This is a genomic window from Comamonas sp. BIGb0152, from assembly GCF_024809975.1.
Taxonomy (GTDB): domain Bacteria; phylum Pseudomonadota; class Gammaproteobacteria; order Burkholderiales; family Burkholderiaceae_C; genus Comamonas.
Map to the genome: position 1 here is coordinate 223,700 of NZ_JANUDY010000002.1, position 23,613 is coordinate 247,312.

General features: G+C 57.9%; 31 protein-coding genes. 21 read left to right on the forward strand and 10 right to left on the reverse strand.

Features of this window, described 5'->3' with window-relative positions:
- Positions 1 to 172: 172 nt before the first annotated feature.
- From M2375_RS04530 to M2375_RS04630, 21 genes are all read left to right on the forward strand, one after another.
- Entirely contained in the window at positions 173 to 442 is a 270-nt protein-coding gene (locus M2375_RS04530; RefSeq protein WP_259164219.1) for a hypothetical protein, read from the forward strand.
- Positions 435 to 623 (forward strand): hypothetical protein, encoded by a 189-nt coding sequence (locus M2375_RS04535; RefSeq protein ID WP_259164221.1) that lies wholly within the window; start codon positions 435 to 437, stop codon positions 621 to 623. The genes M2375_RS04530 and M2375_RS04535 overlap by 8 nt, the downstream gene beginning before the upstream one ends.
- A 51-nt stretch (positions 624 to 674) precedes the next feature.
- Entirely contained in the window at positions 675 to 1,553 is an 879-nt protein-coding gene (locus M2375_RS04540) for a hypothetical protein (RefSeq protein WP_259164222.1), read from the forward strand.
- Positions 1,546 to 2,202 carry a DUF6475 domain-containing protein gene (locus tag M2375_RS04545; protein ID WP_259164223.1) on the forward strand — a complete coding sequence of 219 codons (657 nt, stop codon included), beginning with the start codon at positions 1,546 to 1,548 and terminating at the stop codon, positions 2,200 to 2,202. The genes M2375_RS04540 and M2375_RS04545 overlap by 8 nt, the downstream gene beginning before the upstream one ends.
- A complete protein-coding gene (locus tag M2375_RS04550; protein WP_259164224.1) occupies positions 2,199 to 2,447 on the forward strand; it encodes a LexA family transcriptional regulator in 249 nt (82 codons plus the stop codon). Before M2375_RS04545 ends, M2375_RS04550 begins: the two co-directional genes overlap by 4 nt.
- The gene (locus M2375_RS04555; RefSeq protein WP_259164225.1) at positions 2,444 to 2,653 is read left to right on the forward strand and encodes a hypothetical protein; all 210 of its coding nucleotides are present in this window, start codon (positions 2,444 to 2,446) and stop codon (positions 2,651 to 2,653) included. The genes M2375_RS04550 and M2375_RS04555 overlap by 4 nt, the downstream gene beginning before the upstream one ends.
- Before the next feature lie 5 nt (positions 2,654 to 2,658).
- Complete coding sequence (locus tag M2375_RS04560; protein ID WP_259164226.1) at positions 2,659 to 2,994, forward strand: endonuclease; 336 nt, start codon at positions 2,659 to 2,661, stop codon at positions 2,992 to 2,994.
- Positions 2,987 to 3,487, forward strand: coding sequence for a hypothetical protein (locus M2375_RS04565; protein WP_259164227.1), 501 nt, complete (start codon positions 2,987 to 2,989; stop codon positions 3,485 to 3,487). Before M2375_RS04560 ends, M2375_RS04565 begins: the two co-directional genes overlap by 8 nt.
- Positions 3,484 to 3,942 (forward strand): hypothetical protein, encoded by a 459-nt coding sequence (locus tag M2375_RS04570; RefSeq protein ID WP_259164229.1) that lies wholly within the window; start codon positions 3,484 to 3,486, stop codon positions 3,940 to 3,942. Before M2375_RS04565 ends, M2375_RS04570 begins: the two co-directional genes overlap by 4 nt.
- 13 nt (positions 3,943 to 3,955) lie before the next feature.
- Positions 3,956 to 4,489 carry a hypothetical protein gene (locus M2375_RS04575; protein WP_259164231.1) on the forward strand — a complete coding sequence of 178 codons (534 nt, stop codon included), beginning with the start codon at positions 3,956 to 3,958 and terminating at the stop codon, positions 4,487 to 4,489.
- 81 nt (positions 4,490 to 4,570) lie between these two features.
- Positions 4,571 to 5,170, forward strand: a complete 600-nt coding sequence (locus tag M2375_RS04580) for a hypothetical protein (RefSeq protein ID WP_259164232.1) — start codon at positions 4,571 to 4,573, stop codon at positions 5,168 to 5,170.
- Between the two features lie 64 nt (positions 5,171 to 5,234).
- Positions 5,235 to 5,828 carry a terminase small subunit protein gene (locus M2375_RS04585; protein ID WP_404979274.1) on the forward strand — a complete coding sequence of 198 codons (594 nt, stop codon included), beginning with the start codon at positions 5,235 to 5,237 and terminating at the stop codon, positions 5,826 to 5,828.
- Complete coding sequence (locus M2375_RS04590) at positions 5,825 to 7,099, forward strand: PBSX family phage terminase large subunit (RefSeq protein WP_259164234.1); 1,275 nt, start codon at positions 5,825 to 5,827, stop codon at positions 7,097 to 7,099. Before M2375_RS04585 ends, M2375_RS04590 begins: the two co-directional genes overlap by 4 nt.
- A gap of 2 nt (positions 7,100 to 7,101) precedes the next feature.
- Positions 7,102 to 9,441, forward strand: a complete 2,340-nt coding sequence (locus tag M2375_RS04595) for a hypothetical protein (protein WP_259164235.1) — start codon at positions 7,102 to 7,104, stop codon at positions 9,439 to 9,441.
- A gap of 233 nt (positions 9,442 to 9,674) precedes the next feature.
- Positions 9,675 to 10,766 (forward strand): hypothetical protein, encoded by a 1,092-nt coding sequence (locus tag M2375_RS04600; protein ID WP_259164236.1) that lies wholly within the window; start codon positions 9,675 to 9,677, stop codon positions 10,764 to 10,766.
- 17 nt (positions 10,767 to 10,783) lie between these two features.
- Positions 10,784 to 12,073, forward strand: a complete 1,290-nt coding sequence (locus M2375_RS04605) for a DUF4043 family protein (protein ID WP_259164237.1) — start codon at positions 10,784 to 10,786, stop codon at positions 12,071 to 12,073.
- A gap of 69 nt (positions 12,074 to 12,142) precedes the next feature.
- The gene (locus tag M2375_RS04610) at positions 12,143 to 12,622 is read left to right on the forward strand and encodes a hypothetical protein (protein ID WP_259164239.1); all 480 of its coding nucleotides are present in this window, start codon (positions 12,143 to 12,145) and stop codon (positions 12,620 to 12,622) included.
- A gap of 55 nt (positions 12,623 to 12,677) precedes the next feature.
- Positions 12,678 to 13,127 carry a hypothetical protein gene (locus M2375_RS04615; RefSeq protein WP_259164240.1) on the forward strand — a complete coding sequence of 150 codons (450 nt, stop codon included), beginning with the start codon at positions 12,678 to 12,680 and terminating at the stop codon, positions 13,125 to 13,127.
- Positions 13,124 to 13,795, forward strand: coding sequence for a hypothetical protein (locus M2375_RS04620; RefSeq protein WP_259164242.1), 672 nt, complete (start codon positions 13,124 to 13,126; stop codon positions 13,793 to 13,795). The genes M2375_RS04615 and M2375_RS04620 overlap by 4 nt, the downstream gene beginning before the upstream one ends.
- Before the next feature lie 15 nt (positions 13,796 to 13,810).
- A complete protein-coding gene (locus M2375_RS04625; RefSeq protein WP_259164243.1) occupies positions 13,811 to 15,430 on the forward strand; it encodes a hypothetical protein in 1,620 nt (539 codons plus the stop codon).
- A 5-nt stretch (positions 15,431 to 15,435) separates the two neighbouring features.
- Positions 15,436 to 15,579 (forward strand): hypothetical protein, encoded by a 144-nt coding sequence (locus M2375_RS04630; protein WP_259164245.1) that lies wholly within the window; start codon positions 15,436 to 15,438, stop codon positions 15,577 to 15,579.
- A gap of 42 nt (positions 15,580 to 15,621) precedes the next feature.
- Here the strand turns inward: M2375_RS04630 and M2375_RS04635 are convergent, their stop codons facing one another.
- The 10 genes from M2375_RS04635 to M2375_RS04680 form a co-directional block, all read right to left on the reverse strand.
- Positions 15,622 to 17,100 carry an IPTL-CTERM sorting domain-containing protein gene (locus M2375_RS04635; protein ID WP_259164246.1) on the reverse strand — a complete coding sequence of 493 codons (1,479 nt, stop codon included), beginning with the start codon at positions 17,098 to 17,100 and terminating at the stop codon, positions 15,622 to 15,624.
- Positions 17,101 to 17,381: 281 nt separating this feature from the next.
- Positions 17,382 to 18,338 carry an Ig-like domain-containing protein gene (locus M2375_RS04640; RefSeq protein ID WP_259164248.1) on the reverse strand — a complete coding sequence of 319 codons (957 nt, stop codon included), beginning with the start codon at positions 18,336 to 18,338 and terminating at the stop codon, positions 17,382 to 17,384.
- A 131-nt stretch (positions 18,339 to 18,469) separates the two neighbouring features.
- A complete protein-coding gene (locus M2375_RS04645) occupies positions 18,470 to 18,643 on the reverse strand; it encodes a hypothetical protein (RefSeq protein ID WP_259164250.1) in 174 nt (57 codons plus the stop codon).
- 275 nt (positions 18,644 to 18,918) lie between these two features.
- Positions 18,919 to 19,242 (reverse strand): hypothetical protein, encoded by a 324-nt coding sequence (locus M2375_RS04650; protein WP_259164252.1) that lies wholly within the window; start codon positions 19,240 to 19,242, stop codon positions 18,919 to 18,921.
- Positions 19,243 to 19,388: 146 nt separating this feature from the next.
- A complete protein-coding gene (locus M2375_RS04655; protein ID WP_259164254.1) occupies positions 19,389 to 19,907 on the reverse strand; it encodes a GNAT family N-acetyltransferase in 519 nt (172 codons plus the stop codon).
- A 283-nt stretch (positions 19,908 to 20,190) separates the two neighbouring features.
- Positions 20,191 to 20,592, reverse strand: coding sequence for a helix-hairpin-helix domain-containing protein (locus M2375_RS04660; RefSeq protein ID WP_259164256.1), 402 nt, complete (start codon positions 20,590 to 20,592; stop codon positions 20,191 to 20,193).
- An 83-nt stretch (positions 20,593 to 20,675) separates the two neighbouring features.
- A complete protein-coding gene (locus tag M2375_RS04665) occupies positions 20,676 to 21,830 on the reverse strand; it encodes an Ig-like domain-containing protein (RefSeq protein ID WP_259164259.1) in 1,155 nt (384 codons plus the stop codon).
- 248 nt (positions 21,831 to 22,078) lie between these two features.
- Positions 22,079 to 22,507 carry a helix-hairpin-helix domain-containing protein gene (locus M2375_RS04670; protein ID WP_259164260.1) on the reverse strand — a complete coding sequence of 143 codons (429 nt, stop codon included), beginning with the start codon at positions 22,505 to 22,507 and terminating at the stop codon, positions 22,079 to 22,081.
- Between the two features lie 36 nt (positions 22,508 to 22,543).
- Positions 22,544 to 22,888, reverse strand: coding sequence for a hypothetical protein (locus M2375_RS04675; protein ID WP_259164261.1), 345 nt, complete (start codon positions 22,886 to 22,888; stop codon positions 22,544 to 22,546).
- Between the two features lie 157 nt (positions 22,889 to 23,045).
- Positions 23,046 to 23,525, reverse strand: a complete 480-nt coding sequence (locus M2375_RS04680; RefSeq protein ID WP_259164262.1) for a GNAT family N-acetyltransferase — start codon at positions 23,523 to 23,525, stop codon at positions 23,046 to 23,048.
- Positions 23,526 to 23,613 lie beyond the last annotated feature (88 nt).

Genomic DNA, 23,613 nt, shown 5'->3' on the forward strand with positions numbered 1-23,613 from the left:
CCATTCTGCCCCAGGAGGGCGCGGGCACCACCGATCACAAAGCACCACCCTGACGCCGCACACGCCGCGACATAGCACGTCGAGCAGCACCGCTCACAGGCAGCTCAGATCCCGACACCTCTAACCGAAACACCGGCCGGGCAACACCGGCACTGTCTACCAGGATCAAGCAATGACAGACAACTCCGAATCTCTGCAAATGGCTCGGGCCCGCAACGAGGCTCGCGAAGACACCGAACTGCGCCTTGACATTCCCAAGTGGGTCATGGGCGTTATTGATGCCGAGGGCATCGTCCGTGGCAGTGCCTCCAGCCGCAAAGAGGTGGTCAACGAAATCTTGGCTTCGTGGGCAGAGCGAAAGGTCCATGACGCAACTGTAGTTCTCCGCCTGGCAAATGTGAATCCGGCGCCTGCGGATTCGAAGGAGGGCAGTCATGGCTGAGTCCATCAAGACCCTTAGCCCCGACGTGCTCCATTCGCAGGCCACCCATGCCGCCGTGCAAGGCGTCCCGCTGGCTGAGGCAAACCACCACGAGCAAGGCACACCCTTGTGGCACCTGTTTAACAACGCATACCGCCAGGCGGCTCATGCGGCTGAATGTGAGGAGGTCGCGCATGCTTAAGCAATTCGACTCTTTTGAGCCTGGGAGCAAGGCTCCTGGATGGGAGTGGGTATGAGCACGCAACTGCCATGGTTCCGTGCCTATACGGAAATGATCGATGACGAAAAGCTGCGCTTGCTGGCCTTCGAAGACCGCTGGCACTTCATGGCCCTGCTGTGCCTCAAAGGGCAGGGCGTTCTGGACGACGCTGGCCCTCTGCTGATGCGCAAGGTGGGCGTGAAGATGGGGATAGACACCCGCACGCTCGAAGAAGTGGCGCGCCGCCTGGCCGAGGTAGGTTTGATTGAGCGCGAGACGCTGCAGCCCCTCAACTGGGACACGCGCCAGATGCGCAGCGATGCCGATCCTACGGCGGCTGATCGCAAGCGCCGTCAACGTGCCAAAGCTAAGACTGGTGCGGCTTCCGAGAGCGTCACGGACGAGTCACGCGTGACCTGTCACGATGTCACGCGTACAGATATAGATACAGATAAAGATAAGAAAGAAGAAGTAGTTAAAGAACTAGAAGTAGTTGGTGGTGGCCCTGCCGCTGCTGACCCTCCGCCTGCGGCTCCGGCAAAAAGGCCAAAGACCGCTACCGCTACCCGCTTGCCTGATGACTGGACCCTGCTGAAAGCCTGGGGCGATTGGGCATTGCAGGCACGGCCCGACATGTCTCCCGACGACGTGCGCCGAGAGGCTGATTGCTTCGCTGATTTCTGGCGCGCGAAGGCAGGTGCCGATGCCAAAAAACTGGACTGGGCGGCGACCTGGCGCAACTGGATTCGCCGCTGCGATGGCCCGAAGCCCAGTTTCCGAGGCGGGGCCCACGCCCCCGCAACCCCCCTGAACAAGCAAGAGGCACTGGAGGCACGAAACCGCGCTGTCGGCCAGTCCTGGGTGGACAAGATGCGCGGTGGCCGGTCTATGGGAGGTGCTGCAAATGCGTGAATCCGAACTGGAAGGGTTTCGCGACCTCCTTACCGACGTGATGGCCTACTACGGCAAGGACTGCAGCGAGTTCATGCTCACCGTCTGGTGGGAAGCGCTGCGTTCATTCGAGATGGAGCAGATCAGCTCGTCGCTGCGTCGGCATGCGACGGATCCAGAGCGCGGACGGTTCGCGCCCCGTGTGGCGGACATCATCCGGGTACTGCAGGGCACCACGACAGACCGCGCTGCGCTGGCCTGGGGCAAGGTGCTGGGCGCCATGTCCGCTGTCGGCGCATACACCGATGTGGTGTTTGATGATCCTGCAATCCATGCTGCCATCGAGGACCTGGGCGGCTGGCCAAAGGTGTGCCGCACCGAGACTGCAGAGCTGTCCTACCTGCAGCACCGCTTCCAGGAGGCACACCGAGCATATACCGAGCGCGGGCAGTTTGAGTACATGCGCCGTCTGCCGGGCGACCGCTCTCCAGACCATGAGTACACCAGCCATGGGCTGAAGCTCCCGAGGCCTGCGCTGGTAGGGGTTCGTGAAAAGGCCATTGCAGTGCTGCAGAACGGCAATGCCGGCGGCAAGACGCTGATCACTTCGCTGCCAGCACATGCTATGCACTTGCTGGCCAACGCCTCTGGTCAGGAGCTGCAAGCATGACAGCGCCCACTGCTCGCCAGCTGGAGGTGATGGGTTTCATGCGCACTTTCCTGATCGAAAACGACGAAATGCCGCCCATGTGGGCCGTGGCCAAGCACTTCAGTTTCCGTTCCGAAAACGCCGCCCAGTGCCACGTCGATGCGTTGAAGCGCAGGGGCTACCTGGAAGCCAATGCTACTGGGGAGGTGAAATTTTTGAGGGGCCGAGTGCCAGCGACAGCGAGAAAGCGGGGATGTGATGAATGAGCGAATTTCAGAAAGCACGCGACTGGCTGGTGACGCTGGCAATGACGCCGGGATGGTGGCACTACAGCAGGGAGCAGGCCGCCCAGCTGGAGAACGACTTGCAAGCGGCCGGGGCTTGGACGGGGATGCGGGAGGCTGTGCGGGCCCAGCTCAGGGCCAAGGGGTATCGGCCGCCGCCTGCGGAGCTGGAGCAGATGTGGCGATAGCTCGGGTGACGCTACCCTGGCCACCAAAGGACCTCAGCCCCAATGCGCGCCTGCACTGGGCCCGTGTGGCCAAGGCCAAAAAGGCCTACCGGCACGCATGCGCCCAGCAAGCGCTGGTGCAGGGTGTCCGCCGCCTGACCGCCGGCAAACTGCACCTCTCCCTCACGTTCTACCCGCCATCGCGCCGCGCCTTTGACCTCGATAACTCACTGGCGCGCATGAAGTCTGGCCTCGACGGCCTGGCCGATGTGCTAGGAGTGGACGACAAGCACTGGAGCCTGAGCATTGCCCGTGCTGATCAGATCGGCGGCATGGTGAAAGTTGAGGTGCGCCATGGCTGAGCTGGCATTCCGCGCCGAGTGGCACACCGCCGACCAGGGTCGGGCTAATTGCCGGGGCTCTTTTCTGCCATGGGTGGGTGAGCAGTTGGCCGCCGGCCGCGCGCTGGTGATCGAGGCGCGCCTCTGGGAGGACGCCAAGACCGACCGCCAGCGCAAGTATTACCACGGCGTGGTGCTCAAGACCATCGCACAGCAGGCGCGCCCGACCGGGCAGGGGTTCGACCTAAAGACCTGGAAGGAGCATTTCCGCGTGGAGTTCCTGGGGCACAAGACGGTCACCACGGTGAACCCGCTCACCGGCCGCAAGTCGCGCCGCCGCCAGCGCATCAGCACTGAAGACCTGGGCATCCGGGCCTACAGCAAGCTGATCGACAGGGTGCAGGCTTTCGCGGCTACCGAGTTGAAGGTCACGTTCCCGGCGACCTATGACCAGTGGGAGGCGGCCATTGCCCGCGGCGAAGTGGATCCAGACACCGGGGAGATTCTGGGATGAAGCGCAGCGGATTCAAGTCCCGAACCTGGGCGCCGACAGCCAAGGCTGCGCACCAACCTCTGGCCAGCGCGCCAAACTATGCGCCCGCGACCGACACAGCCGCACCGGTGGCAAAGGGCGAGTTCCTGCGCCATGAGAGCTACCGCCGCGCCGTGGCAAGCCTCCCATGCTGCGCATGCGGAATCGTGGGATACAGCCAGGCCGCGCACGCCAACCACGGCAAGGGCGCTGGCCTCAAGACTGATGACCGCACCTGTTTTGCGCTGTGCTGCGACCGTCCAGGCGTGAAGGGGTGCCACCCGAAGTTCGACCAATACGAGCTCTACCCCAAGGCTGCCGCCGCCCTGGTGGCCGAAGCCTGGGGCTCCGACACCCGCCGCAAGATCGAGATGAAGGGCCAGTGGCCTGCAGATCTCCCGAAGTGGCCGACAGATCAAAACACATTGCAAGACTGAGAAGGGGAAAACCATGACCGAAAAGCAAACCATCAGCCAGGAACGCACCACCGGCCAAATCATCTTTGACACCCTGCAGGACTTGCACCAGCAAGGGCAGGTGGCCACCAGGGAGCTGCTTTGCGACCTGACCGGCTTCAAGATGACCATCGTGGACGACCACGTCAGTCGCATGATCGAGAACGGTCGGGTGCATCGCCTGCGCGCCGGCGTGTTCACCCTGGTGGCGGCCATGCCAGAACCCCGGGCCATCTCTATGACCCGTATGGGCGACGGCACCACCATCTTGGAGATTGGCGAGTGCGTGGTGCACATCTACCCGCGCGAGCGCCGCGAGCTGGCAACCATGCTGGTGGGCGATGCCGTCCAATACAGCAACATTCAGGCCGGCGTAGAGGCTGGAGTCCTGGCCACCGAGCTTTCGGCGGACCTGTTGGCGACCAAGCGGGAGATGGGTAACCGCATTGTTGACCTGGAGAAGCAGCTCGCCGCCACCCGGGCTCAGCAGCGCCAGGGTGAGAACCAGCTGAACCTCATCGGGGGCTGATCCGCACCGAAACCCCGGAATGTAAAGCCGCCGCAAGCTATCTGGACTATAGTGCGGCGCTTTACATAACTGGAGTGGGTGATGGAAATGGAGAGCAACGCGTCGGTCGATGCCGCCGAACAACTTCAAAAACTTGAAGCAAGGGTTCGTTCGTGGAAGAAGTGGGTTTCCGGGATCGCTGCATGTCTGATTGGCGCATATCTGATTTATTTCGGCCTGATCCTTGGCCAGAATCCAGCGACAGATTCGGATAAGTGGGGAGCCTTTGGCGATTTCATCGGTGGAGTGCTGAACCCGATCGTGGCCTTTGCTGCCTTCTTCTGGCTGACTGAGTCAGTGAAGATTCAAAAGGAAGAGCTTGCGAAGGCGCATGCTGCGTTATCAAATGCGAACAAAGCTCAAGAAAAGTTGGTGGAAAATGGTCGGAACTCAGAAAAATTGGCTGCACTAAATGCACTGATCAATGCGAACTATTCGAAGTTGAAGTCGCTTAATGAGCGCATTCAAGAGATGGATCGCGCCATAAGGACTGGACAGACCGTGGCAGGGGCAGGAGTGGCTGTAGGGTCCGTCATGGCTGAACAACAAGAGGTCATTGGTAAAGCGACTGCACTTGAGAAGCTGATCGATAGTTTGCACGAGGAGTTGCAAGCTATTTACGAGAGCACGAAATCAAACTAAGCCATGTGAAGACATCCCCCTCGTAGGGTTCGACTCTTCGGCCCCATCCTCTAACACTGAGGAGATGGCAACTCAAAAGCCAGGCGCGAAGCCTGCAACCTCCAAGAAATCAAGCACCAAGCCCGCTGCCAAGAAAAAGGCAGTAGGCGGTGCTGCGTCTGCTCGCCCGCCTCATGCGCTTGACCGATCAGTCATCGATACCGTCCTGGAGAAGCTGGTAGAGGGCAACAGCCTGCGATCCATCTGCGCCGAGAAAGGCATGCCCGCCATGGCGACCTTCATGCGCTGGTTGGCAGAAGAGGGGGAAGAGGGCGACAAGCTCCGAGAGCGCTACGCGCACGCGCGCGAGGCCCAGGCAGAAACCATCGCAGAAGACATCCTGACCATTGCTGATGAAGAGTGCACGATGGTGAAGGCCAGCAAGCACGGTAGCAGCGATGACGGCGACGGTGAGACTGAGGTCATCTTTGACGCTACAGCCGTTGCCCGCAACCGCCTGCGTGTGGATGCCCGCAAGTGGCTGCTGTCCAAGCTGGTCCCCAAGAAGTACGGCGACAAGGTGCAAGCCGAGCACAGCGGACCAGGCGGCGCGCCAATCGCAATCCAGTCTACGGTCACGTTCGTTGATGCGCCGGCACGCGAGGAAGGCGACGAATGAACGCCCCACTGTCCATCAGCGTCCAGATTCCGGCCAAGCTCGCAGGCCTGTACAAGCCCTGCCGGTACAAGGTGATGAAGGGCGGCCGTGGCGGCGGTAAGTCGCACGGCGTGGCTGAGGTGCTGCTGGAGAAGGGCGCCCGCAACCCGCTGCGCATCCTGTGTGCCCGCGAAATCCAGAAGTCCATGCGCGATTCCGTGCACCGGCTGCTCAAGGACAAGATCGTCAAGCTGGGCCTGCAGGCGTTCTATGAGGTGCTGGACACCGAGATCCGGGGCGCCAACGGCACCCTGATCGTGTTCTCCGGCCTGCAGAGCCACACCGTGGACTCGATCAAGTCCTTTGAAGGTGTGGACCTGGTGTGGATTGAAGAAGCCCACGGGGTAGGCAAGAAGTCCTGGGACACCCTGACACCCACCATCCGCAAGGACGGCAGCGAGATCTGGCTGACCCTCAATCCGGACATGGAGACGGACGAAACCTACCAGAGGTTCATCGCTACCCCATCGGGTGACACCTGGGTGTGCGACATCAACTGGCGTGACAACCCCTGGTTTCCGGATGTGCTGAACGAGGAGCGCCTCAAGGCCAAGCGCTCCATGCTCAAGGAAGACTATGAACACATCTGGGAAGGCAAAGCGCGCCGTGTGGCGGCCGGAGCGATCTACCGGCACGAGATTGAGACCCTCTACTTAGAAAACCGCGCTCGCGACGTTCCATATGACCCGCTGCTGCCTGTCCACACCGTATGGGATCTGGGGTGGAATGACGCCATGACTATTGGCATGGTCCAGCGCGGTCCGCACGATGTCCGATTGATCGACTACATCGAGGACAGCCACCGGACATTGGATTGGTATGTCGCTCAGCTGGAGAAGCGCTCCTATCGCTGGGGCACAGACTTCCTGCCGCATGACGGGCGAGCCCGTAATTTCCAAACTGGCCAGAGCACGCAGGAGCAACTGCAGTCGATGGGGCGCAAGAGCGTAGTAGTACAGGCGCAGACCAGCGTGGAAGAGGGCATCAAAGCCGCACGCATGATGTTTCCGCGCTGCTACTTCGACAAGACCAAGACAGCCCGCCTTCTGGAATGCCTCAAGCGCTATCAGCGCCAAATCCATACGCAAACGAACGAGCCAATGGGGCCGCTACATGATGAGTACAGCCACGGGGCAGACATGTTCCGCTACGTGGGCCAAGCTGTTCCAGTCATGGAGACAACCTTTGGTCACCAGTACGAAGAACCCGAAGAATCCGATTGGAGGCTATGACCATGGACGCCGGCACACACGACAGCACGAGCGACGATGAGCTGATGGAAAGCTCTGAGAAGGCCGACCAAACCGGCAGCGGTGAGCTAACGCTTGCTGAATACCAGGAATGGCTCCGCGAAATGGATCAGGAGCCCGCCTGGCGCCGCACGGCCGACAAGGAGATGGACTACGCCGACGGTAACCAGCTTGACACCGATCTGCTGCGCGCCATGAAGGAGCAAGGCATTCCCCCCGCTATCGAGGACCGCATTGGCCCTATGCTCCTGGCCCTTCAGGGATATGAGACTGCAGTCCGCACTGACTGGCGTGTGACTGCGAACGGTCAGCCGGGATCGGAAGAGGTCGCCGCAGCACTCAATTTCGAGCTGAACCAGGCCGAAGACAAGAGCAAAGCTGACAAGGCTTGCTCCAGCGCCTTTCGTCCGCAGGCCGGAGTTGGCATTGGTGTTGTGGAGGTGAAGCGCCAAAGCGATCCAACCAAGTACCGGTACAAATGCGCTGTCGTGAACCGCAATGATGTTCGCTGGGACTGGGCGGCAGAGGAGGAAAACCTTGATGACGCCCGCTATCTCAAGCATGACAAGTGGCTGCACTGGAATCGGCTGGCGGCATCGTTCCCGCAGCACGCCGAGCACATCAAGCAGATGGGCATCCAAGGCAACAACTGGTGGCAGAGTGGCCTAGCTGGTCAATTCATCACCGGCGGTGGGGGATCGACTGGCTTGGAAAACGTCTGGCAGGATGGCCGGGGTTGGTCTGTAGAGGAATCGCGCTGGTACAACCGCGAGAACAAGCGCTTATGTCTCTCGGCCCTCTGGTATCGCCGCTGGGAGAGCGCGGCGCTGCTGCGCACGCCTGATGGTCGGGTGGTCGAATACGACCCGCAGAACATCGCGCACAACGTTGGCATCGCTATTGGATCCAGTGAGGTGTTCCGTGCCGTTGTGGCCAAGGTGCGCCTGAGCTATTGGATCGGACCGCTGAAAGTGCATGACGGCCCAACCCCTTACCCGCACAACCATTTCCCGTATGCATTCTTCTGGGGCTTCCGGGAGGATCGCACTCGCGTGCCTTACGGCTATGTTCGCGGCTTGATCTTCCAGCAGGACAGCCTCAACAGCGGCACCGCATTGATGCGCTGGGGAATGGCCGCATATCGCGTGGAGCGCACCGAAGACGTTCTTGACATGCCCGATGACATGTTCCGCCGGCAGGTGGGGCGCCGCAATGCCGACATCAAGCTCAAATCGTCGGGCCTGGCCAAGACCGGCGCCCGCTTCGAGATCAAGCGTGATGTACAGCTCACGGACCAGCAGCACCAATTGATGAATAACTGCCGCGCGGTGTTTGAGCAGATCTCTGCAGCTCCAGCCTCATTTACCGGCCAGCGTGGTAACGCCAGCAGTGGCCTGCAAGAGAGGACGCAGCTGGAACAGGCCAACCAGGCGCTTGGCGTCATCATGGACAACTTCCGTGACGGCCGCCGCATGATCGGTGAGATGCTGCTCTCCATGATCATCCAAGATCTGGGCGAGCGCGAGAAGACGGTGATCATCGAGGGTGATGCCGTGAAGTCGGATCGGACGGTGGTGCTCAATCGCCTGGAGACCGACGAGTCAGGCTACACCTACCGCAGCAACGATGTACTGCGCACAATGCTGCAGGTGCAGTTGGAGGAAGTGCCAAGCACTGCTGGATTCCGCTCGCAGCAGCTGTACGCCTTCCAAGAGGTCATCAAGACTATGCCGCCTCAATTCCAGCAAGCAGCGTTCCCGTACATGGTCGCGCTCATGGACAGCCCTTACAAGCGCGAAATCGTGGAGGCCTTGCGCCAAGCTGGTGCCCAGGAGACCCCTGAGCAGGTGGAAGAACGCATCAAGCAGTCCGTGCAGGACGCAATGGTCAAGGCGGGCCACGACTTGAAGGAACGCGAGCTCGACCTGAAGGAGCGATTGACGGACGCACAGATCAAGGACATTGTCGCCGCCGCTGTTCTCAAGGGCGTGCAATCTGCCTTCAGTGCTATGCAGGGCGGGGCCCAGGTTGCGCAGATGCCGATGATTGCCCCGATTGCGGATGTGATCCTGCAAAACGCGGGACACAAGAACCTGCCCGGCGACGATCCGAACATCCCTCAGCCTGGACAAGCGAGCGTCATGCCTGCACAGGGCCAGGCTTCTGGCTTTGCTGGTGCTGCTGTAGAGGAGGCTCAAGCAGCGCCAGAGGTCCGGCGGAACACCAGTCCTGGGTTTCCGCCGGTGCCACAGTCTGCAGACACAGGCGCCCAAGGCATTGAGACTGCGACACCTGCAGACAATTTCAGCGGTGCTCGTCAGTAGCAGTCCCTGAAACAACCACCAAGCCGCCCCACGATGGGCGGTTTTGTTTTATCCCCCGTCTAGGGTTCGCGCCATTCAGTCTTCCCAGGAACACTGCCTATTAAGCCCCATGCGTCGCATGAGGTGAAGTGCACCAGGTTTCGGCCTGTTGCTCCAAAGGCAGATGGAGCCGCCCTCGTGGTGGCACCGGATTGCAAGGCCCAAGCGGCCACGGCGATATGTGGCGGGACAGCATGACGACATCAACTAACGATACAGACTCTATTGCGGTAACCGGCGACGACGCTGGCTTTTCTACCGGACAGCTCGCCCAGATGTTCAACACTGGGATGAATGGCGATACCAAGGTGGCCGCCCCTGTCGACCCCACCGAGGAAATCGATGCGAAGCCAGGCGCATCGGCTGATGGTAGCGAACCAGAGAAGAAGCCAGAAGGTGATCAGGCGGCGGGTGGGGATGAAGCTGGCAAGGAGGCAGCACCAGCCCAACCCGAACTGCAGCCCGATCCTGCGAACACGGTGATTCTGGCCAAGGATGGCAAGCACACCATCGACTTCTCGCACTTGGAAAAGGCGCGCCAACAGCGCGACAGCTTCAAGGCGGAGGCCGAGGAGGCGAAGCGTCAGCTTGCTGAAATGGAAGAGGAGGCGCAAGCCCGTGCCATTGCCGGCCAGGCACCTACCAAGCAGGATCAACTGGTTCACCAGGCACAGGCGGCTATCGACGCCGGCGTTGACCCATCGGTCTTCGGCGACTTCGATGAAGAAGGTCTCACCAAAGGCATTGTCGAGGTGACCCGCCGCAACAGCGAAAAGCTGCGCGCTGAGCTGAAGGTTGAGGTGATGCAGGAGTTGCGTGCGGAAATCGCACCGATCCTGCAGCAGCACCAACAGGACGCTCAGTCGGCGCATGTGAGCGCCATTCTCCAAGCCCACCCGGCAGCTCCCAGCATTCTGGAAAGCACCGAGTTCGCGGAGTGGAAAGGCTCACATCCGAGCTACGTGCAAACCGCCATGGCAGAGGTGCTCGAAAAGGGCTCCTCAAAGCAGGTGGTGGAGTTGCTCGATAGCTACAAAGCAGCCAACACGCAAAAGAGTCCAGAAGTAGCCCAGCCCAAGGCCACCCAAGCGGCAGCGCAGAAGGTGGTGGAACAGCTGAAGGCGCCAGTGCCCAACAGTCCTACCGATATCCCGGGCGGACGAACGGGTGGTGGCACTTTGGCCGAGCGGCTGGGAGCCATGAATGAGGTGGACTTGTTCAACGCGGTCAATAGCGGAGACATCTCCGAGAGCCAGCTGAACGCCTACCTCTCCCGCAAATCCTGATTCATCGAGGTTCACATATGAGCAAAACGCACACTTCTGCTGATGACAGCAAAAAGCTTGTCCAGCAGGCGATGGGGGTCTTCATCGGCACCCAGTCGCGCAAGTCCAACATCAACCGTCTGACGGGCAAGATGCCCCAGATCGAAGACGTTGCCAACTCGATCTCTAACCAGTCGAGCAACTCCATGCCCATCGTCCAGACCATGGACCTGGGCAAAGGCAAGGGCGACGAGGTGAAGTTCAACTTCGTCAACCCTGTCGGCGGCATCCCCATCATGGGCGGCGAGATGGCCGAGGGCCGTGGCGAGGGTGTCTCGCTGTCCGAAGATAAGCTGCGCGTGAACCAGGCTCGCTTCCCTCTGGACCTGGGCGACGTGATGGATGAGATCCGCAGTCCAGTGGATATCCATCGCATCAGCAAGCCGCTGCTGCAAAGTTCGATGGATAACTTTGAGGACCAGATGGCCCTGGTTCACATGGCTGGTGCCCGTGGTTTTCACAACAACATCGAGTGGCGTATCCCGCTGGCCAGCGATTCGCGCTTCGGCAAAGTGGCGACCAACCGCGTGGAGGCTCCCACGAAGAACCGCCACTTCATGGTGGACAACGGCACCATCGCGCTGTTCAAGGACAACGCCGGTGAAGTGGATCTGACCACGGCTGATGCCATGAGCATGGGTGTAGTGGACTCGCTCTCCTCGTACTTGGACCAGATCGTGGCACCTCCACCTCCTGTCGAGTTTGAGAGCGACCAGGCCGCCAAGGACAGCCCGTTCCGTGTGCTGCTGTGCTCCGCAGCCACCTACAACCTGTTCACGGCGGACCCCAACTTCCGCAACTATCAGGCCAATGCGCTGGCCCGTGCGCGCTACGCGAAGGACCACCCGCTGTTCACCAACCCAGAAGTGGCGCTGTGGCGCAACACGCTGCTGGTGAAGATGCCCAAGCCAGTCCGCTTCTATGCCGGCGATGCAATCAAGTACTGCACCGCCTACGACAGCGAGGCAGAAGGCACGACCACAGTTCCAGCATCGTTCGCTGACAAGTTCGCTGTGGACCGCAACATCCTGCTGGGCGGTCAAGCCCTGGCTAAGGCTTACGCCAAGAGCCGCCATTCCGGCTGGCCGTACTTCTGGAAGGAAGCGCCAAGCGACTTCGATGACAAGCTTGAAATCATGATCGGCGCGATCCTGGGCATGTCCAAGATTCGCTTCGCCGTCAATGTGGGCGATGGCCGCATTGAATTTACCGACCACGGTGCAGCAGTGGTGGATGCCGTGGTGCCCATCATCGGCGCTCGCCAGTAAGTAGGGCGGCAGGAGCCGGATCAGCCCGGCCCTACCTTCTCGCGCAACACATTTCCCAAGGAGCCTGACATGGCCAAACTCAAGATTGATGGTTCGAGCCGAGCACGTTTCGGTAACAAACCCTTCGGCAATGAAGCAGTTCATCGCCATTCCCTGGAAACCAGTGCCACTGGGATTCTGCTGAACTCCCGCGATGCCACGGCCGCGCTGGCGGTAAACGACGTGATCACTGTGGGTCTGCTTCAAGCCGGTCTGGTGGCTGACACGGTGAAGATCATCGTGTCCACCGCTTTCGGTGCTGGCGTGAAATGCTCGCTGGGCTTTGCCTACGCCGATGGCGTGGATAGCACCGCGCTGCCACAGGATGCTGCTTACTTCGGCACGGCCATCGACATCAGCGCCGCCGGTGAAATTGCCGTGCCGCTGAAGAAGAAGCTCCTGCCGCTGCCCAAGGATGCTTTCTTGGTGCTCACGATCACCGACGCTGCCGTGGCTCAAGCAGCCTATGCGGATGTGGTGGTCAAGGGTGAACTGCTGGGCGCTGAGTAAGCGTCGCAAACGGGGAGGGGGCCGTGTGCCCCTTGCCCGAACCACGGGGATCCACATGAACACACCAGTCCAATACATTGGCCGCAAGCCAAGCTACACCGATCTCCTCTATGGGACGGGACTGACTTTTGCGCCCAACCAAGTTCGTTCCTTGCCGGCGCGTTTAGCCGACAAGTTCCTGCGCCACAGCGATCTGTTCCGTGAGGAGCGTGAAGGCGACGAGCAGCAGGACGAGCAGGCGCAGACGCCTGAGCAGAGCGACACGCCGCCACAGCAGGAGGATGACACCGCTGCATTGCTGGCCGCCGCCCAAAAGCAGCAGGACGAGCAGGCGCAGAAGGACTTGGAGCGCGCTGGCCTGATGGATCAGGTGCGGACCATGACAAAGCCTGAGCTGCAGACCTTGGCCAAGGATCGCTGGAACCAGGTGCTCGCCAAGAACCTGACGCTCGACAACACCCGTGAGCGAGTGCTCCAGTTCGTTGACCAGTACGGTGCAGCATGAACCTCAAGCAGCTGATCAAACGGTTTCGGCGAGATGCATTGGATCTCCTCGATCCGCCTATGTGCTCGGATGCCGACATTATTGATTGGCTGAATGAGGCGGAACGGGAGGCCTCCATCCGCGCGCGCCTCCTGCTTGAAGACGCGAACCTAGGCCTTTGCAGCATCAAAGTGGACGCGGGGACCTCCAGCTATCGGCTGCACCCCAAGGTCTACGAGATCGTGCACCAGGCGTTCATCCCTGAAGCAACACATTCGCCTTGTGGCTTGGACATCGTCACGCGCGAAAAGCTTGACCGCGTGTGTCCCCAGTGGCGGGAGCTTCCTACTGCTGATCCGCGCTGGCTTATTCAGACGGATACCGCAGTGCGCCTTGTACCTGTGCCTTTTCAGGGTGGGGTGTTGCGGATCGAAGCCTACCGGCTACCCATGAAGGACATGTGTTCGCCCATAGATGAGCCGGAAATCCATGAGGCACACCACATCAAGCTGGTGCAGTGGGCTCTGTTCAAAGCATTCAGCACGCCCGATTCAGATCTGTTCGATGCAGCCAGGTCGCAGGCCGCATACCTCGCCTTTGAGGGCTATTTCGGTTTGCGTCCTGATGTGGACCTGCGACGCAGCACCCGAGGTGATGAAGTGCAAACCACCGTCGTACAGACCTTCTAATTTACTGGAGCCAAGATGGCCAACCCAAACCAAGACAAGAAGCAGGCGCGACCCGTTGGACTGGGTGTAGGCCCTTTGCTCAGCGGCGCTGCTATGGCGCAGCACCAGAATCAGCAGCCTGACTCTATCCCAGGAATGTTTAAGCCGGGTGAATTTGTATTGCCACCGGACACTGTGCACGCGCTGGGTGGCAAGGCTGTGCTGCAGAGCGCAGTTGACCGCACCCACACACCCAGCAACGCTGGTGCAATGGTTCCCTTGGGGTTCAAGCCTGAGATGTTCTTTGCTCAAGGCGGTGCACCAGAGGATGAGCTGAGGAAGGCGAATAGCTTTGGTGACGCTGCAGCAGCATCGCAGAACCCATCCGTGCGGATGATCCCAACCGATTACGACAAACGCACCCCCATGTCCGATGGCTCGCTGAACAACCCCATGAACAGCGAGCTTGGCCGGAACGTGACGAATACGCTGAACGCTCTTCCTGGAGCCGCAGCAGTACCTGGCGCGGTAGGTGTTGGTGCTGTGTTGGCTGGCCGTGCGATGGGAGCTGCGGCTCCTGCTGTGTCTTTTGCTGGCCGAGCAGCTCAGGCGGCAGGCCCATACGCACCGGTGGTGGGCGGTGCTGCTGCGTTGTCTTCCGGCGCAGGGGCTAGCAGCACGGCACCTGTAACCAATCCCGTTTCGAACCCGGCAGCAAGCTCTCCGGCCACGCCGCCCCAGCCACAAGCCATGGCGGCGGCTCCTGCCGCGCAGTCAGTGCAGGCGGCGCTACCCGCTGGTCCTTCCATGACAGGATTGGTCACCCGAGTTGGAAACAGCTACAGCGGCACGAACGTGGGCGGCGACATCTCCATCAATGGCGGCACGCCTTCGGGCGGTTTTGTGGGAGGTGTAGGCGCACTGCTGCAGCGATCCGCCACCCAAAGCCCTCCTGACCAGGTGCCCCAGTTCAACTCGCCCCAGGTTTCGCACAGCGGTAACGACTGGGAATCACGCAACAACCTGCGCAACCTGGAAGTATCGGCCAGCTCCATCACGAACAATGGCGGCTCCTTCGATTCTCGGCGCGGCCGCATCAGCGGGCCATCGGTGGCGCAGACCGCATACCAAGATGCCCAGCGCGCAGACCTCACGGCGCGCGGTGTGCAGCCAGTTCTCGATAGTCAAACCAATCAACTCAACTCCAACCTGCAGCGCGAAGGCATGCAACAGCGGGGTTCCGATTTCCGTGGTGGTGTACAGGCTCTACTGGATCAGCAGAGGATCAACCAAGCTGGTGTTACTGCAGGCTACGCCAACCGTGCCGCTGGCCAAGCCGAGCAGATGCGCGAACGCATCATGACCGAGACGGATCCAGCTAAGCGTCGCGCGCTGACCGACACGATGATGGCCATGGAAGGCAAGCAGACCCAGGCAGATCCTTACCTGGTTGTGCCAGGCGGCCAACAGGTGGATGCTGCCAGCGGCCGGGCCTACAGCACGCCATCGACTGTGTTCAACCGGCAGACTGGGCAGTGGGTGCAGCAGCCGGGTCAGGCTGGCAACCTTCCAGCGGGCATGAACAAACAGATCGGAACCTCGGGTGGCAAGCCTGTGTACGAAGACGCGCAAGGCAATCGTTTCATCGGAGGCTAACTCCCGTGTCCGCAATCAACGTCATGAAACAAGCCACGCAAACCGAGTGCCCGAACTACACCAACAAGACCGGGGCCAACCTGGAGGCCAGCAGACTGCGCATGAGGGCTGTCGAGGTGCCGGGAGGGTGGAGGCTGGTGCAGCGCTGAACCCAGGCAACAAAAAACCGCCCGGAGGCGGTTTGCTGAGATTTAGATTTCGCGTCTGCCAAGGCGCGCCACACCCAGCAATGCGATCATTGAACCCATTAGGATCAACGACCAATCGCCAAGGGTCGGCACGGCTTTAGCGGTAGTTCCGCCGGATTCATCATCATTCTTGATGACCACCTGAGCAGGTGTCACTCCAATTGTGTAGTCATTGGTATTGCTTGGGGCTGCGATAGCCAGAGTTGCTGTCACATCTCCGTCGCCAGCGACAGTGTTGGCTGTCGCAGTGATCATGCACTGTGCTGATGTCTGTGCTGCAGGTATCGTGACTGATGTGGAACAGTCAGAGGTGTAGCGAGTATTGGCGGCTGGTGGCGTGAGATTCACATTCAAGCCAGAAGAACCGGCCGGCGTGCTGGATGTAATCGTGCAGACCGACTGTTGATTTGGCGAATCAAACAGCTCGGAAGGCGTGCAGGCTACGCTTACAACCGGGGGTGTGTAAGAGCAGCTCAGATCTGCCACGGCTTCTGTGTTGAGTTGACCGATTGCGGTGCTGAACTGTGCTGGCGGCGTGATGCGATTGGTGACCGTGGGAGTAGCAACACAGGCAGAAATGCTAGCGGTATCGTTAGGCCATTCAAGAACTGCAGTTATTTCACAGCCGGCAGTGGGCAGTGTGGCTCCTGTCAATGAGAGGCTGGTGGAGCCGGCCGCCGCCGTCAATGATCCATCGGTGCAGGTATGCGAAGCGCTAACGATCTTCAACGGCGTAGGCAGTGAATCGATGACTGAAACACCCGGAATAGGTGCACCGAGGCCCGGATTCTTGATAGAAATCGTCAAGGTGGTCTGCCCGCCAGGATTTAGGGCTGCAGGTGCGAACGCTTTGCTGACACTTGGCGGATCAGCCATGTAGATATCTGTGCCAGAGAAGTCAGCGTTGCCACCACCGTATGCAGTGACCGTGATCTCTCGTACATAAGGCGGCAATGTTACATAGCCACCGTTGCTTTGTATGTTGCCGGAGCCGGGGGTGTAAGGCTGCAAAGTATAGAAAGGATCTCCGTACCAGTTGAACACGGTCGCTTGCGTGTAGGGCGCTGCACTTGGCGGAGTGTTAGTGCGCGGGAACAGCGCAGTGTTGCCAAAGTCGCACGGCTCAATGGCTAAGGTGTTCGGGTTGAGACACTTTGCAGTGATATTTCTATAAGTCGAAGCACGCTGATCATAAATCGCGATCCGAGTTGGAACGGCTGTACTGGAAGGCGTAAAAACCGTAGTTATGCCTCCCGCCCCCGGAGTAGTGACAAATGCAGTATGACCTGAAGGCACACTGAAACCTCCAACACCTGGTGGGCTGACCGTCATGGTCCCTAGTCCTGTCGCAGATGTGTACAGAGGAAGGTTGTTCGCTTGACCCGCGAAGTCCATGATGACTTCGTTTTCAACCGCAAATGAGGGCCCAGCCGCTATTAGCATTGCAGTTGCCAAACCAAGACTAAGTGACTGTTTTTGCATAAATTTCCTAATTGTTCCGTGAACGTAGTTTGGTGGAAACTAACTTTTTTGTAGAACAATCTTTATGCCGATGCGTCAGGATTGACAATCAGTCACATTGGGCGTTGTCCGAGAGCAACTTTCTATCGGTTGTAAAAATTTGTCAATCACTGAAATTAGTGATGGGGTAAACTCCAATTGTTGTTAGCAAAAGTTGGTAGGGTGCCTGCCGCTAGGAATGTAGTGGCTAACAAAAAACCGCCCGGAGGCGGTTGGCTGTCACTCTGTCACTCTGTCACTGGTCATTGCTTGCGGCGTCTGGAGAAGCCCGCTATGCCAGCCAAGCCAATCATTGGCGTCAGAGCCAGCAGCCCGATGGCGCCTAAGCCTGGCACTGGGGTAGGTGCAGACGGCGCAATCGCTTGCGGAGTAAGCGTTACGGTGGCAATGGAGCAGACTGAAGCTGCGTTGCATGCTTGATACTGGAAGGTCGCAGGTGCTGTGAAGGTGCCTGTCGGCGTGAACTGAATCTGGCCACCCGAGTAGGCGAGGGCGCCTGCCGCAGCATTTGAGAGTGTCAACGCATATGACGTGTCAAGAGTCACACCCGCTTCGTCATTTGGCAAAACGTCCAAAGCAGTCGGAGCACTGCGGGAGACCGTGAAGCTGTCGTCGGCAAGCACAGGCGGGCTCACATCTGCATCGTCTAAGCAAACCCGAAAGAAAGTACCGTATCCTTGACTTGCATGATTTATCGTAAGAGACGTTGTTGTCTCTGGAGGTGCATTCGTGAAGCGAAAAGTACCCGATCCGAACCCGCTTGTGACAATCAAGTTACCCGAGACGGCCAAAGGATCTGTGGCTGAGGGGCTGGTGGGCAATGGAGTTGGGTCCAGATCTGCGGAGATTGGCGTGTAAGTGCCCGAGCTGGTTGTGAACGAGGTGTCATCACCAGGGTTGTGCCCACTCATATCAATAGTAATAGATGACGTACGTATTGGATGATCGAACCCAATGGTACATGCCACCCCGGCCGTATTATCCATGTCGGTTCCCAGACCAAACCCATCCATGCCTTCATAGTTGAGGGGGTTAAATCCTGGTTCTGTGCATCCAGCTGACTGTGTAATGGTGACCGCGCCGTACGTGCCCGCTGTGGTTATGCACTGGTTTGCAGCAAATACATGCCCAAAAGATATGGCTGCGGAAACCCCAACCATTAAACGTGCACCGCTCAAAAAATTGCATCGACTGGTCATTTATATCTCCTGATAGTATTGTTTAATGTGTATACCTCCTTTTACTATACACACAATTTATAACTATCCCAGTCTTTTAAGCAGTGATGGTACTAACCCTGATGCTGAGCTGAGATGCAGCTAGGGAAGGGCTAGTTAGCGTTACCTTCCATCTTTCGTCGTAGTCCTTCGCGGAAGAGGTGGCCACCGATCTCGGCCAGGGAGAACATCTCTTCCTCGGAGATGCTCCCCTCGATCTCACTCATGAACACAGCCAAAAGCGCCATAGCAGCATCTGGGTCACAGGGGATGCTCAGCTCATCCATGCGCTCAGCCTGCACTCGGAACATTTCGAGGTAGGGATCAACTTATATGGTCATGACTTCCTCCTTCTGGAATGCTACAGCGCCGGCAAAAGAAAAGCCACCCGGAGGTGGCTTATGAGCTAAGTTGGGTCAAAGGGCAGGTCGAGGGTGTCGCCCTTTTGCTTCATTACTTGGTCAACCATGTCCATAAATCGTGTCCACCCCCGCCTACAACGTAGGTCCCAAAAGGTAACATCCGGCGCAACCGACCAGAAGCTGACACTTGGGTTTGAATCTCAGTTCGATGAACTTGGCAGAGTGCTGCGCATAAAAATAGATAGGACGAATGGCCAAAACGCAGTGTTCACGACATCGTGCAGACTTGCGGCCCAGCGCCAGTAGCCTAGGCTATTGATGTCATCCCGCATGTCTAGCAACTCTCCAATGCAAGCGGCAACTACTACAACTGCTACAGGCAAGAACATGTTGGCGTATTTGCGAAACGCTAACCTTGCCACTAAAAAAATGGCAATGCCTACATAAATATGCAGCGCATCTTTGGAAAGTCCGGTAGCACTAACGATTACGAGTTTGACGCTTTGGATAGCGGTTGTTTCCATCTTATTTATCTATCTCTGGCATGCAAGGCGCACAAAGGAAATCGTGTTCTGAGTACGTATCTGTAAAACTTTAAATGGCTGCTTCGGGTCGAACTGCGATCGTCACTATTGGCCAGAACCTGGCGCTCTAACCTGCGTGGCGATTTCTAGTCTGACGGCGTCCCAATCTGCAGCCGCATCGCTAGGCGCCGGGCGATTGGCAATCCATGTTCATCTTCTGCATTGAGGGCGGCCTGAAGGCGTAGTCCAGGCTGAGGTAGCGGGCGAAAACCCAACTTGGAATATGCAGGAGCGCACCACGGAACATCAGAAAAAGTGGTCAAAGTCAACGCATCTAGTCCATTCATTAAAGCGTATTCTGACGCGCTCAGCATAAGCTTTCGACCAACTCCCAATCGTTGCCAAGCCTCATGTACTGACAACTCCCATACGTGAAGTTCATCCTCAAAAACTTCGGCATTTATGAACCCAATCAAGTCGTCTGGTCCTGCTTCAGCAACCCAGACCGTATGATTTCGTATGAGTCTTTCATGTTCTGCCTGTGAAATCACAGGTCCGTTTGCCAACCAGGACAGACCCTCCATGGCGAGGAACAATTTTGCCGCCGATTTTTCTACGAGTGGTAGACCTCCAGCGTCTTGGAGCCGGGCGAGACGAATTAACATGCTTGGCAAAGGAATTTCGGTGTAGCGCGCTGTATTTTATCCGCTTCATTTAGCAGCGCCTTCACTGGAGCTCATAGGGATGAAAACTTCACACAGGGTCGTTCTGAACCAAGCGTCATTACCGCATGATGGTATGGGCTGAACTACCGCGTGCAAAACAATAAACGCAGATTGGCATAACCTATCCTGCTCAAAGGGTAGGGGGCGCTGCCGGGCATTGGCGGAAAGTACCTCGCAGTGGTGCCGCTCCGGAGCGCCACTAGGCTCGCAGTGGCATTGTCTGTCAGAAGAACACGCGCTCGATCTCCCGAAGCTTTATCACGCCCAGGCCTTGAATCTTCAGCAGGTCCTTGGGCTTCATCGCTTGGAGCTGTTCAACGCTCGTGATCCCGCCACGAGCCAGTGCGCGGACCGTTACTGGGGAGAGTGGTTCGTTGAGAGAGGCGCCACTGATATGACGCAGGGGTGACAACACCTGTGCTGGCGTGAACGTCTGACCTGGGAAAAAGACCGCCTCAATCTGCCGAAATCTGAGCATCGCTATGCCATGCATCTTTAGCAGTTCATTCGGATAAGCTCTCTTGACCCCTTCCACGCTGTGCACGCCGTTCTTCGCGAGGACGCGAGTGACGTAACTTGGAAGCAGATCGCCTAGCGGCGTTTCGGATTGTTGTTCGTCGGGCATGCTCAGCATCATAGATGGTGCAGCGCTTGACAGCGAGAGGGAAAGAACGGGTGTAAAAAAGCCCTCCGAAGAGGGCTCACAGATCAGTTCGATTTCCGTCGGCGCATGAGGCCCATGGATCCGGCGACTACCCCGGACAGGAGCAGCAGGCCAACACCACCCAGGGTGGGTACGGGCGTTGGTGCAACTGGTGCAATTGCTTGTGGCGTTATCGTCACTGTGGCAGTAGAACAGAGCGAAGCTGTGTTGCATGCCTGGTATACGAAAGTCACTGGAGCCGTGAAGCTGCTTGTGGGGGTGAACACAATTTGACTACCAGAGTAGGTGAGGGCGCCGGCTGCAGGATCAGAAAGGGCGAGGGTGTAGGTAGTGTCAAGCGTTACGCCTGCCTCATCATTGCTGATCACATTGATGGTAGTGGGCTGTGAGCGCGATGCGGTTACCGCATCGTCTGCCAAAGCAGGCGGTGGCACCGCGCCGCAACCGTTGGATCCTCTTGCCACCCAATTCACCATGTTCCCCATCAAAATTTCCATGTTGGAGAGAGCAGTTCCTCCTTCAAAACCAGCATCGAAATAGTCGAATGGAGAGAGTGCGATGCATCCGCCAGTTACTGGGGCCGCAGATATAACAGCAGGGTAAATTGTCCCAGCACCATCAAAAGTTGCAGCCACAGACCACTCTGCACCTATGCCCGTGAGCTGGTATACAAATTCACTTCCCCCAGCCATTGAGAATGGATTGGGAAGTCCTGCCACTAGAGGGCTTGCTGCATCAACAATTTGAAGTGGTAAGTTAGTGCCAAAGTCGGGATCGCCTCCTGATGCGGTCCCTGCAAATAAATTGCATGGAGTGCTCACTGGAGCACTAGCATCAGGAGCTGGTTGGAATAAAAGGGTTGCTGCGTTCCACTCAGAAATCATGCCCTTTCCGGCAGCCAAAAATTCAGACACTTGGGTGCAGGTGGTGGCGGTATTTGAGTAGATGTGACCTACGATCAACACGTCGTAGCTTTGAAGTGCCCCCGCATCGATGTCTGATGCCGACACATTAGTCACTGTATTGGCGGCCGCAACCGCTGGAGCGGGGAAGTCAGAATAGGCATCTGACCAATAGGCAATGTTCCCTGCATGTGCAGACCCTAGAGCGAACAGAGACATTCCCATGAGACTGATCCACTTGGAGAGCTTGTTGCCTCGGGGTGAGCGCGGAAGATCTGCGTGTTTGAATAAGTTCATCATTTGGCCTATAGGCAGAGTTACTAACAATCAGCCGCCAAATGTCATCGAAATGTTTCAAGGTGTCAATAACTGAAACTAGTGATAGGGAAAGCCCGCGTGCATATGCGGCAAGACGCAAAAAAGCCTGCGTCTGCGGGTTGCTGGGTGGGGTGGATGGCGTCCAAGTTCCGGACATCATCAACTAGGCGAGTGGGAAAAAGCCCTCGGGTGAGGGCGGGCGCCTGTCAAAAGATCCATCCGTCACCCTACGCCTCGCGCTTCTGCCCCATCAAGTACACGCGCTCGATCTCCCGGAGCTTCCCCACGCCGAGGCCATGAATTTTCAACAGCTGTTCGGGTTCCATTGCGACTAGCTTCTCGACTGTCGTGACCCCGCCGCCAGCCAAGATTCGAACCGTCCCTGGTGACAGAACGCCGTTGAGAGATGAGCCTTCGATGTGACGTATGGGCGAGGAGACTCGCTCTGGCGTGAATGACGCGCCGGGAAAGAGAACTACCTCAATCTGCTTGAACCTGAGCATGCCGATGCCACGCATCTTCAGTAATCGATTGGGGTAGGCCCTTCGCACATCTTCAACTGTATGGATCCCATTCTTTTCAAGAACGAGCTTCACTCGGGGTGGGAGTAGGTCGCCCAGCGGTGTTTCGGGTTGTAGTGCGAGGAGGTCATGCATGCTGTCGCCATCATACGCATGCCCCAGAACCGAATTCTAGGTTTTGGAATCTTGTGCAGACTGGTCGTCATACCGTTTCAGATCTACGATGACGCGCTTAAGAAACGGGCGATACTTCGATTTACCATCAAGCGCGTCACTATCCAACTCATCGCCAAAAGTCGGCACGTAGTACTGACCAGGAAACAGTAGCTCCTCAATCTTTCTGAAGGTGATAGGGCCAATATCAGGCATCTGCAGAAGTTGTTCAGGGTAGCTCTGCTGCGCTTGCTTGAGCGTCGTAATCCCGTTCCTGCCCAGAACCCTCCAAAGGGCAGCGGGCAAAATTTCCTTCAGTGCTTCGTCTTCTTGATCTTGAGTCTCGTGGGTCTTCCGATTCATGCGACGGCATAATACAAATTGGAACTGACCCAAACTTACATTGCCTGCACTTTAGTTGTTTACGCAACATAATTCTTACGAAGATGTAACGAATGTTCGTGAAAAAGCCCTCCGAAGAGGGCTTCAAGATCAGTTTGATTTCCTTCGGCGCATGAGGTCAAACGCGTTTAGCTGGTCCAGGTAGCCGAAAGCGCTTGAAGCGCACGCCATCAAACTCCACCTCGCCATCTGCCTGAAATCCAAGTCGAGCAATGCCCTTGAGTCTAGTTCGTGAGAAGGGGAGAAGAATGGTGATGGACTTCAGCCCCATGCTCGTGAATGCGCGTTTGATGATCTCTTCATAGATGGCTTTGCCGCTTCCCCAGAATCGCGGATGAAGCACTAGTGCCAGGTCGGCATCGCCATCTTCGTTTTGCAATCCTCCCCAGCCCGCAAATTCATCGTCTATGAAGAATGCCCACGGGCCATAGCCGTGTTCGGCCCACTGGGCATCTTTGGCTTTTATCCATTCCTTAGCCTTCACCTCGTCATAGTCGGGGCTGCCAAGGGGCATTTGACGCAGCACCTCAGGATGATTGTTGAGCGCGATAATTTCCTGCAAATCGACTTCGGTAAGTCGCTTGAACTCCAGATTCATTGTTCTAAATGTTTTGATCGTTTATCGGTTGGAGCTGAAGGCTATCAGAACTGCGTCACCTTCAGCGCATTGAAGGCCGCACCAGTGC